5 protein-coding genes and 2 tRNA genes are annotated in these 6,340 nt (G+C 41.0%); 4 read left to right on the plus strand and 3 right to left on the minus strand.

The genetic code is table 11. The features are described from left to right. The first annotated feature begins 298 nt into the window (after positions 1-298). The 3 genes from VF500_RS01110 to VF500_RS01120 all read left to right on the plus strand — a co-directional run bounded on the left by VF500_RS01110 (position 299) and on the right by VF500_RS01120 (position 2,943). Positions 299-907 (plus strand): hypothetical protein, encoded by a 609-nt coding sequence (locus VF500_RS01110; RefSeq protein WP_330857906.1) that lies wholly within the window; start codon positions 299-301, stop codon positions 905-907. A 9-nt stretch (positions 908-916) separates the two neighbouring features. Then, on the plus strand, positions 917-1,576 hold the full coding sequence (locus tag VF500_RS01115; protein WP_330857907.1) for a DNA/RNA non-specific endonuclease: 660 nt from the start codon (positions 917-919) through the stop codon (positions 1,574-1,576). 344 nt (positions 1,577-1,920) lie between these two features. Next, positions 1,921-2,943: an SGNH/GDSL hydrolase family protein gene (locus VF500_RS01120; RefSeq protein WP_330857908.1), complete on the plus strand. Its 1,023-nt coding sequence runs from the start codon at positions 1,921-1,923 to the stop codon at positions 2,941-2,943. Positions 2,944-3,022: 79 nt separating this feature from the next. Here VF500_RS01120 and VF500_RS01125 read toward each other — a convergent pair. The 3 genes from VF500_RS01125 to VF500_RS01135 all read right to left on the minus strand — a co-directional run bounded on the left by VF500_RS01125 (position 3,023) and on the right by VF500_RS01135 (position 3,731). After that, positions 3,023-3,097: transfer RNA gene (locus VF500_RS01125), tRNA-Val, on the minus strand. 142 nt (positions 3,098-3,239) lie between these two features. Beyond that, a tRNA-Val gene (locus VF500_RS01130) sits at positions 3,240-3,314 on the minus strand. A 99-nt stretch (positions 3,315-3,413) separates the two neighbouring features. Then, positions 3,414-3,731 carry a hypothetical protein gene (locus VF500_RS01135; protein ID WP_330857909.1) on the minus strand — a complete coding sequence of 106 codons (318 nt, stop codon included), beginning with the start codon at positions 3,729-3,731 and terminating at the stop codon, positions 3,414-3,416. A 1,894-nt stretch (positions 3,732-5,625) separates the two neighbouring features. Between VF500_RS01135 and VF500_RS01140 the strand changes: the two genes are divergently transcribed. Continuing rightward, positions 5,626-6,321, plus strand: coding sequence for a ferritin-like domain-containing protein (locus tag VF500_RS01140; RefSeq protein ID WP_330857910.1), 696 nt, complete (start codon positions 5,626-5,628; stop codon positions 6,319-6,321). Positions 6,322-6,340 lie beyond the last annotated feature (19 nt).

Raw genomic sequence — 6,340 nt, forward strand, 5'->3', positions numbered from 1 at the left:
GTTTTTGTGAAAATAGTTAATGTGTTATAAATCAAAAAAATAACATGTAAAAATATTGCAGTTTGAATATCATATAATTATATTTAAAGTATATTTAATACATGGCATTGCCTCCAAAAGCGTAACCATACCTAACCTTTAGCATCATGACGGAGAGACATGGATTGGTCCTTTTTATCGTGCTGTTTTATGCCAGGTTTAATACGGAACAAAGTATTATAACATTTACCTGGTCGGTGAATAACATCAGCAATTCAATACGTATAAAGTGAATTTTTAACCTTTAAACCATACCATCATGAACCCAATCCTTTTTTTCTGGATCATCTTCCTTGTTATTTTCTTTCTTATACTTTTCCTGGAGCTAAAATATCACTTTTTGAAAGACGTGGGCCGGCCACCGGCTACAACGCCAACAGGTGCAACGCAAGTAAAAAAAGACGTTTCTTATAGCTGGTCAAGGGTTCAATTAGCCTGGTGGACATTAATCGTTCTTGCTGCTTTTACCACCATCTTATTACTGGACCGCCAGGCGCCCGATCTGAACACATCTACCCTCATCCTGATCGGGATAAGTACGGCGACCATAGCAACCGCCCGTGCTATTGATGTAAACGATCAGGATAAACTAAAAGCACTGCCTCCGCAGGATAGCCAGGGATTTGTGATTGATATCCTGTCCGATCAAACGGGCGTAAGTATCCCTCGCTTTCAGAATGTTTTATTCAATCTTATTTTCGGCATATGGTTCATTGGCGAAGTTTTGGCCAACCTGGTGCAAATGCCTGGCGGTGGAATTAATGCTATCATGCCGGTTATTACCACTAATAACCTGATTTTGCTCGGACTTAGTTCAGCTACCTACGCTGCCATGAAGACAACTGAAAACAATTCGGCCACCAAATAAGGGGGAGAGATGAAAATTAAAAACAATATTCTTTTAGCTGCTGTAGGGATTGCCGGTGCAATAGGAGTTAGCCAGAGATTCACTACGGATTTGCCGACCCACGTGACGGTGAAGCATCGTCACTATACCACCTATTATGATGTAACTGAACATGAAGCGGATTCCGTGAGCTGGAACCTGACGCCTGAAATGGTAACTTGCAAAGATAAACCCGTCAGGAAGGATCGGTTCGCAGACGATCCGCTAATTCCGGATACTTATAGGGTGAAAGACAATTATGTAGGGTCCAGTTATGACAAAGGCCATTTATTCAGTTACGAAGACGCCTCTTGCGATAGTATAGACCGGGTAGAGTGTTTCTATATGAGCAACATGCTGCCGCAGCCACATTATCTTAACGCGGGAAAATGGAAAACATTGGAGGGTTTATGCCGTACCTGGGCTAAAACACAATCTTTACATATCATTGCCGGGGGCATCGGGCACCTAAAAACAATTGGGAATGGGCAGGTTGTTGTTCCAAGGTTCTGTTATAAAGCGGTGTTGGTTAACGGTAGTTACCAGTGTTGGATCTTTCCAAATGACACCAAGCTCGCTACCAGTGTTAGCCTGGATTCCTGTCGGGTCAGCGCAGCCCTACTTGACCAGCAAACCGGGCTGAAGCTTTAAGGGATTAGTTTCAATAAAAAAAGCCTAACATATCTGTTAGGCTTTTTTCGTGGGAACTGCAGGGTTCGAATCTGCGCCCTTCTGCTGTTAGGCTGAAGTCTGGCCTTCCTGCTTAAGCTCAATATAAGATCGGGCGCTACTTTTTATTATTTCCTCGCATTTACATCCAATAGGTAAGCGCCAGCAGGGCCTGAGAAATATTTCTATATTTGCGGCCAAATTAACGGTACTTTTTATCTTAAAACCAAACCTTCACAATGAAAGCCCAGCGCTTGTTTAACACTATCTATGTACTAAGTTTTATTTTTTTAATATTACAAGGTTGCAAAAAAAATACTCCCGACGTGATCCCTGAAAAGCCTATGTTTTTTGTAAAGGGAGAAACTATAACCTTATCATCGCAGTTAACCTCCTACCCGCTAAAAAAAAATGCAAAAATAACGTCGGTATATAAAATTGGTGCCGGAGGCATTGTTAAAACTTATAAATCAGGTAGTGACTATCTACTAACTAAGGATGGAGGCATACAAAGAACTGTTAACTCAGCCATACCCGATTTCTCCACCTATAATGTAATTTTTGACCCTGACGGTATGTTTTCTTATACTCCCCAAAATCCACCTTTCCCTTTTTTTTGGCAAGTTATGATTGACTATACAACAGGGACTGATTCCACAATACACTCCCAAAGTTTGTATTTATCGGATACCTTGAAAAGTAAAATATTGTCGAAAAAAGACTTGTCTATTTATTCAATAGGCACATCGATAACTGCAGGAGCAAATACTACAGTTGCGTGGTACGGTCAGGTGGCAACCGAAATATACCCCAATTTTGTAGGGAGGGCACTTAATAAGCTATATGGGAACCATGTAACAGTAACAAATTTAGCAGTCGGCGGGGCCACAAGCGAACTTTTAACTGCCAACGTCAATAAAATAAAAGCCGACAAACCCGATTTGGTTTTTATTGAATTTGGAATGAACGAGCATGACCGAAGCAAAAACATGGATGAATACTTAAATAATATTGAAATTGATGTTAAATCCATAAAAGCCAGCGGTATTGATTGTGTTATTGTTGGTTTTTTACAACAAAACCCTAAATGGAATAATGAAAGCTATCCACGATCCGTTTATTTTAATTTACAACTTAACGAGATAGCCAAAAGAAATGGGTGCTTTTTTGCAGATATTTATAAAGCTTTTGGAAGCCTTCCTCAAACAAAGCTGTACACTGATATCTTAGCTGATTACATCCACCATCCAACTGAATTTGGGCAAAAGATATATTACCTAACAACTATGCCCGTTTTTTTATTTGATGATAATGTCACCGAAATGAAATTGTTGTCATTTGTTGAGTAATGGAAGCAAACTGCGGGGGACTATTGGTAACACCAGCAGAAAATAAAAAAAGCCTAACATAAATGTTAGGCTTTTTTTGTGGGAACTACTGGGTTCGAACCAGTGACCCTCTGCTTGTAAGGCAGATGCTCTGAACCAGCTGAGCTAAGCTCCCTTTGTTTTGGTTTTACCATTACGTTTGATAAAACCGAGCGGCGAAGTTAAATCACTTTGCTATATAATGCAAATACTTTTGTGAAGTATTTTGCAAAGAATGCAAGTATAAAAAAGCCCAACATTGCTGTTAGGCTTTTCTGTGGGAGCTACTGGGTTCGAACCAGTGACCCTCTGCTTGTAAGGCAGATGCTCTGAACCAGCTGAGCTAAGCTCCCTTGCTTTTGGGACTGCAAATATAGGAGTTGATGTTTGCTTGTCAAAATAAAATTTCAAAAAAAATTATGTGGCTGATTTTCAATAAATAAGAATGCTGTTTACTTCACATCCCGGTACTGGGCACGTGGACGGGGATCTTCCGGGAGGATTTCCATCTCCGGAAAGTCGATATAGTGGGCGTACCATTGTATAGCGCCGACTAAATCGAGCGCGTCTTCAGCAGCAACATTAACGGTTTCAAAAGCATAAAGCTTATGGTCAGCATAGCCGTAAAGCTGGATCTCGTTATCATCCGGACTAAATCGTTCCTCATCAAGGCAGTAAACTTTTACCTTGAGGCGTGTATCCCTGGAGTGGATCACATCCCTGCAGGGGTTTTGAGGATCGGTTGCCAGTAAATATACATTATAGTCCATAATTGGGTTAACAAAGTTTATATGGGATGGTTTCTTTATTAAGCATTTATGTTGAAAATTGTTTGATTAATTAGCTTGTTTCCCGATGTGTGGAAATCGCACCCATATTTGGGTAAAAATTCTACAGCTTAACGTTTAGGCAATATTAAAAAGCTGTTTTTTAGGTAAATAAGCCATTGTTTATCAATTGGCATTTCGTTTGAATAAATGTTATTACCCTTCTCAAAGGGTTGTTTTTCATAGGTAGATGTAGGGTCGAAATACTGCGAGAGTATTTCGACCTTTTTTATTTACCTGAGTTGGTTGTAAGGAGCTGTTGGAAGTAAATATTACTATATAAAAGTGTCATTACTTTGTCGTTCCTACCCTATGACATAATTAAAATAGGATCATGGTGAGCTTATCGAAGCATGGTGGACCGGGGGCTCTGCACGCGAGTTTTCGACAGGCTCAGGCTAACCGGCCCTCTTTTGTCATTTCTCCAGCAGAGCCAGTCGGAGTTAAACACTACCATGACATAATAAATGAAGGATGCCCCCGTCAGCAGGTAAGCTTCGGGTGGAAGCAGGTAGAACGATGGTGGCCTTGAGGGCAGGAAGGGGCATAGCAAGTTTTTGCAGAAGCATTGGGAAAAGCGGGTGTACAGCAGGGCAAAATAATTGCAGCCCGTGGTTCTGCCTGGTTTGCAGGGCAAAGGCTTGTGCGGCAAAGAAGCCTATCTGCTGACTTGACTTTTTGGATACTTTTGTGTCAAGACAAACGGCGGAGCCTTCTTGAGCGCCTTAAAAAACGAACATTCGCGAAAAACGTATCTGGCCCTGCGCGGCCAAGAGCGCGCCGATGTAAGTTCATAGATGGAAGCCCGTTACCTGCCTGTAGGGGATTGCTTTGTACCTCACAATGACGTGGTGGATATGTTATTTTAGCTTTATACTCCAATTGATTTTAACACCAGCGAGGTCAATTACCCACAATTCGCAAAATTTTAACCTTTGGGAAAATTATGCCACCATTCCCGGAATGTATTTACACACTTTACCTCCGATGTGAATCTAAAAAGTGCTTTTTAGCGCTTTACGATATGTTTTTACACTTGGCATCCGGTTTGAATTAGAGTTAATGTCCTTACTAAAAAGGACTGTTTTTCATAGGTAGATGTAGGGCCGGACCAACTGCGAGAGTTGTCCGGCCTTTTTATTTGTTTTATGATGTTGCCTGAGAATTAAGGCCGGGACTGACAAAATTAACCATTGGGAAATTAATTCCCGGTTGCGGGTGTCATTTCTACACATTGAGAATTGATTGGGCTTTAAAAAGCTGCCAATTAGGCAATTAAAGCTATTTTTTGAGATTGGCATCCCGTTTGAATATAGTTTATTACCCTTCTCAAAGGGTTGTTTTTCATAGGTAGATGTAGGGCCGGAATAACTGCGAGAGTTGTCCGGCCTTTTTTATTTAGCTAAAATTTAATCCCCGCTTTTTTCTTTGCTTTTTAATTAAGTGTTTCCTGTTGATCAGTTGCTTATAATCCCCGATTGTGGGATTGCTTTCCACATGAAACAAATGTAACGGTCTAAAAAAGCCTATTTATAGTGGTTTGAAGGTGCTTTTATGATTTGGCACCGGGTTTGGATAAGTATTAATACCCTTCTCATAGGGTTGTTTTCATAGGTAGATGTAGGGCCGAAAAACTGCGAGAGTTTTTCGGCCTTTTTTATTATTCATGATTTTTTCTAAAGCCTTTTAGCCATAAATAGAGCCGTAAGTTTTACTGAAAGTTAATTACTCTAATTAAGAGTGTATTAATTATCAACTAATTACAATCCGCCATGTTGTTACAGGCGTATATCCATCTACAAAACAACTAATTATAGCATTTAAAAAATCGAACTCTATGAAAACATCTGAACAAGAAAGCATAGGCGGAGCAAATATGGCCCGGAGGTCATTTTTACGCTATGCGGGGTTAGGCGTGGCTTCTGCCGGCCTTTTAGCTACAGCAGCCTGTCACAAAGATCATAAGGTAATAGTTAGCGGCGGGGGCATTGATATAGGCGCCAAAGGCGATCTTGCTATCCTCAATTACGCTTATGCACTGGAACAACTGGAAGCTGCATTTTATATCCAGGTAATTACTACGCCATATTCGGGCATGACATCTGATGAAAAAGCACTTTTCACCAGCATCCGTGATCATGAGGTACTTCACCGCGAATTTTTCAAAGCTGCTTTAGGCGGTAATGCGATCCCTGCACTTACTGTTGATTTCAGCACTATCGATTTTACCAAAAAATCTGCTGTGCTTGGCGCTGCCAAAGCATTTGAGGATACTGGTGTTAAAGCTTATGACGGTGCAGGTTACCTCATTCAAGATCCGGGTTATTTGACCATCGCAGGTAAAATTGTATCGGTTGAGGCAAGGCATGCGGCGCTGATCAGCAATATGCTGGTTGCAGGCTCATTTGCAGCCGATGACCAGGTTGACAGCAACGGCTTAAACAAATCAGCCACCATTGCCGAGGTATTGCCAATCGCAAATACCTACCTGAAAACTAAAGTGAGCGCAACAAATTACAGTTACACAGCTTAATCCCCACATCGCCATGAAT

The sequence above is a fragment of the Mucilaginibacter sp. genome, assembly GCF_036383575.1.
Taxonomy (GTDB): Bacteria; Bacteroidota; Bacteroidia; order Sphingobacteriales; family Sphingobacteriaceae; genus Mucilaginibacter.

Bases quoted from the DNA above. Each gene is read 5' to 3' on its own strand.
- VF500_RS01110 (WP_330857906.1), top strand. From the start codon at position 299: ATGAACCCAATCCTTTTTTTCTGGATCATCTTCCTTGTTATTTTCTTT.
- VF500_RS01115 (WP_330857907.1), top strand. From the start codon at position 917: ATGAAAATTAAAAACAATATTCTTTTAGCTGCTGTAGGGATTGCCGGT.
- VF500_RS01135 (WP_330857909.1), bottom strand. From the start codon at position 3,731: ATGGACTATAATGTATATTTACTGGCAACCGATCCTCAAAACCCCTGC.
- VF500_RS01140 (WP_330857910.1), top strand. From the start codon at position 5,626: ATGAAAACATCTGAACAAGAAAGCATAGGCGGAGCAAATATGGCCCGG.